The organism is Alterinioella sp., assembly GCF_058343375.1.
The window spans coordinates 1-4,168 of record NZ_JBTUJH010000060.1; the positions used below are offsets into that span (position 1 = coordinate 1).

Consider the following 4,168-nt stretch of genomic DNA (forward strand, 5'->3'; position numbering starts at 1 on the left):
AAATCCAAGGGACGCTGATTTGCCTTCATCTCAGCGTCTCGGCGCGCTTGCAAATGGAGCCACCATGGGCGGCGCACGCCAAACCACTGATATTTTGGCAAATCAGCGCCAGTGGCGCAGGATTAATGGGTCCTGACCCTAGCGGCGCAAGTCCTGACTTGCCTCAAGGGGATACACCCCAATCCTATTCCGCGCCGTGCCCGCCTGCATATCGGTTGAGGTCAGGGCTTTGCCAGCCCGGCGTGGCGGCACAGTCGAAAACTTCTATCAAGAGCGGGTGGCAAGCGGCCATGTCAGAGGAATGGTCCGAGCCGCAATCGCCACCGGGGCAGGCAGAAAGCGCCCCGATAACGTCAATTTCGGCTATGAAATCAAGATGGTCGCCGGGGCGCACCGGGCTTGCCTTCATGAAATACTGTCCCGTATCGCGGCTGAATCCGGTGCACATGAAAACATTGAGAACATCGTGGATATGCGGCTCGGCTTGCGCCAATGACAGGCCGGTTTCGGTGGCGAAGGCGCGGGTCAGATTGGAATGGCAGCAGTGATGATACTGGCCGCCGGACAAGAGGTTATGCGTGTAGGGATCGCAGCGGGTGCCGATCACGTCATGGACCGAGCCGCCGAAATCATCAATGCCATACCAGCCAAGCGAATCGGCGATGATCGTGGCCATCGGGCGCAGCGCGGGAAAAGATGACCAGAGCCTGTCACCGGTCGTGACATGGGTGCCATGCAGCGCGCGGGTCTTGCCGGAATAGAACCGTTCCGAAAAATCCTTTGCGTTCCAAAGGTTGAAGTCACCCACCTGCGGGCCTTCGACCGATGAAATGCGAAACACCTGCCCCGCTTTGGCATGAAAACAGGCGGCCTCGCGCGGCGCGACACGGGTTTCCGAAACCTTCCGCCAGCCTTCCTTTGCACGCGCCATCAGACCCGCATCAAGGCGCGGCAGCGTGTCATCGGGGTAGCAGATCACCGGCGCAATGGCCCGGCGGGCGGCGGCGTCCTTTGGTTCCGTCATGGCGCTGGATCCCTTGAAAAACGGCGGTCACACCCCGTGCACACCCCGTGCACACCCTGTGCATACAGGCCATGGCCGGGTCAATCGACTTGGCAATCCCCTTACAACTGCCGCTCGACCATCATCTTCTTGATCGCAGAAATGGCCGCGGCCGGGTTCAGGCCCTTGGGGCAGGTCTTGGTGAAGTTCATGATGGTGTGGCAGCGATAGAGCTTGAAGGGATCCTCCAGCTCGTCCAGGCGTTCGCCCGTCGCCTCATCGCGGCTGTCGATGATCCAGCGATAGGCGTGCAGCAGCGCGGCGGGGCCAAGGTAGCGGTCGCCGTTCCACCAGTAACTGGGGCAAGCGGTGGAGCAGGAGGCGCACATCACGCATTCATAAAGCCCATCCAGCTTCTTGCGATCCTCGATGGATTGGCGCCATTCATGTTCGGGGCGCTGTGTCCTGGTTTCCAGCCACGGCATGATCGAGGCGTGCTGGGCGTAGAAATGCGTCAGATCCGGGATCAGATCCTTGACCACCGGCATATGCGGCAGCGGGTAGATCTTCACGTCGCCCTTGACCTCATCCATGCCATAGATGCAGGCCAGCGTGTTGATGCCGTCGATATTCATCGCGCAGGAGCCGCAGATGCCTTCGCGGCAGGAGCGGCGAAAGGTCAGGGTCGGGTCGATCTCGTTCTTGATCTTGATCAGCGCGTCCAGAACCATCGGGCCGCACTCGTCCAGATCGACGAAATAGGTATCGACCTGCGGGTTCTTGCCGTCATCGGGGTTCCAGCGATAGATCTGGAACTTGCGGATATTGGTCGCCCCCTCGGGCTTGGGCCAGGTCTTGCCGGTCATCATCCTGGAATTGCGGGGAAGCGTGAATTGGACCATGGGTCAGCTCCTTCGGGCGGATGTCAGAGGGCGGGGATCAGGCGACATATTGCAGCTCCCGCAACCAGTTTGTCGGGTGGGTTTCATAGCCGAGCGTGACCAGATCCCGGCCATGCCGTTCGGCATAGATTTCAGCAACCGGGCGCGGCAGGTCAGTGCGCCACTGGGCGATCTTGCCCGATGTGACATGGGTCTTGACCCGGTCGTCGCGCCTGGCGTCTTTGGCAAGGCCGCCAAACAGGCTCTTTCGCCAGAATATCCGGCCGCCTTCCTGGGCCTCATCAGCCGTTAGCCCAAGCGCGCGCAGATGCCGGGTAAAGGCCTCGGCATCATGGTCCTGCATCAGATCCTCATAGCGCAGCTCGATCACATTCGGGCGGGTATAATCCCAGGCGGTCATTTCACGAATGGTCCGCGCATGGCGTTCGCCCATCTCGAACAGCAGCTTTTCCGCATCGCCGGGCAGGCTGCGGATATGGTCCTGATAGCTGCGCCCGCCCAGATCATCGCGTTTCATATGGATGGCTTTCTCGCCAAACTCACCACAGATCTGGTGGTATCGCATCCCCGAGAGCAGCACATCGCGGGGGTCGCGGATCATGTGGATGATGCGGGTATCGGGGCGCGACAGGATGCTGTCGTGAAACCGTGTCGACCAGGAGAACAGGAAAATCCGCCCCGCATCGGGCACCAGGTCATCCGCGGTTTTGCGAAACACCTGCGCGCAGGGGATATTGAACGCCCGGCCCATGGTGCGAAAGACGCGCTGCATCCAGACGGTGCCGGTCTTGTGATGGGTGCCAAGCCCCATGACGCGGGGCGCGATCAGATCCATGGCTGCCACCGGCCTGTCAATATGGGGTGCGCGCGCGCCATTCAGAGCTGGCTCAGGCTGTTGCGCGCAAGACAGGATGCCGTGTCGGGGCGGGCCGCGATATTGATCACCAGATTGATCGTATTCTGGGTCACGCCGGTGACCGACGCGCCCGCCAGCGACAGGATTTCACCGGCCGAGGCCGCATCAATGATGCAATCGGTAACGGGGGCCACATTGGCGCCGGGGAAGCGGTTGGTCACGACCTGGCCCACCGCCGATTTGGCCTGTTGGCGGGCCAGATCATCGGTGGCGTCCGACACCACGCCGCAGCCGGACAGAACCACCAGCCCGGCGATTTTCAACAGGGCGCGCATCAATACACCCGTGCCTTGGGCGCGATCTTTTTCAGATCAATGCCACCCTCGGCCTGGGTCGAGAGCGGATCGAGATGGACCGGACGATAGGCCAGCGTCACTTTGGTGTCATCGACCGTGGCCAGGCTGTGCTTGCGCCATTTCTTGTCGTCCCGATCGGGGTAATCTTCATGCGCGTGGGCCCCGCGACTTTCCTTGCGCGCCTCGGCGGCAACGATGGTGGCCAGCGCATTGGGCATCAGATTGGTCAGCTCGAGGCTTTCCATCAGGTCCGAATTCCAGATCAGCGACCGATCCGTGACCTTGAGATCGGACATCTTGGCGGCCACGGCCTGCATCTTGCCGACACCTTCGGCCAGCGTCTTGTCGGTGCGGAAAACGGCGGCATCGGCCTGCATGGTTTGCTGCATTTCCAGCCGCAGATCGGCGGTGGGGATGGAGCCATTGGCGTAACGGATATCATCGAACCGCCCCAGAGCCTTGTCGAGCGCGGCCGGGTTGGTCGGCGCAGTGTCCGTGTCGGGATCGACGATCTTGCCTGCCTTGATCGCGGCGGCGCGGCCAAAGACCACCAGATCGATCAGGCTGTTGGAACCGAGCCGGTTGGCCCCATGAACCGAGGCGCAACCGGCCTCGCCCACGGCCATCAGCCCCGGCACGGTGGCATCGGGGTTTTTCGCGGTCGGGTTCAGCACTTCGCCCCAGTAATTGGTCGGAATGCCGCCCATGTTGTAATGCACGGTGGGCAGAACCGGGATCGGTTCGCGGGTCAGGTCCACCCCGGCAAAGATGCGGGCCGATTCCGAGATGCCCGGCAGGCGCAGATCCAGCGTTTCCTTGGGCAGGTGGTTCAGGTGCAGGTGGATATGGTCGCCCTTGGGGCCGACACCGCGGCCTTCGCGGATCTCCATTGTCATGCAGCGGCTGACCACATCGCGGCTGGCCAGGTCTTTATAGGTGGGGGCGTAGCGCTCCATGAAACGTTCGCCCTCGCTGTTGGTCAGATAGCCGCCCTCCCCGCGCGCGCCTTCGGTGATCAACATGCCAGCGCCATAAATGCCGGTGGTGTGAA

The 4,168-nt window shown here is 61.8% G+C and carries 5 protein-coding genes; all 5 read right to left on the reverse strand.

What is annotated here, in order from left to right; translation table 11 throughout:
- Positions 1-184: 184 nt before the first annotated feature.
- Positions 185-1,024, reverse strand: a complete 840-nt coding sequence (locus ACW8PS_RS08955) for an urea carboxylase-associated family protein (protein ID WP_491527025.1) — start codon at positions 1,022-1,024, stop codon at positions 185-187.
- 101 nt (positions 1,025-1,125) lie between these two features.
- Complete coding sequence (locus ACW8PS_RS08960) at positions 1,126-1,905, reverse strand: succinate dehydrogenase iron-sulfur subunit (protein WP_491527026.1); 780 nt, start codon at positions 1,903-1,905, stop codon at positions 1,126-1,128.
- A 37-nt stretch (positions 1,906-1,942) separates the two neighbouring features.
- Entirely contained in the window at positions 1,943-2,740 is a 798-nt protein-coding gene (locus ACW8PS_RS08965; RefSeq protein WP_491527027.1) for a sulfotransferase domain-containing protein, read from the reverse strand.
- A gap of 41 nt (positions 2,741-2,781) precedes the next feature.
- Positions 2,782-3,096 (reverse strand): succinate dehydrogenase, encoded by a 315-nt coding sequence (locus tag ACW8PS_RS08970; RefSeq protein WP_491527028.1) that lies wholly within the window; start codon positions 3,094-3,096, stop codon positions 2,782-2,784.
- A partial coding sequence (locus ACW8PS_RS08975; protein WP_491527029.1) for an FAD-binding protein occupies positions 3,096-4,168 on the reverse strand: 1,073 nt, incomplete at its 5' end. The genes ACW8PS_RS08970 and ACW8PS_RS08975, both read right to left, overlap by 1 nt.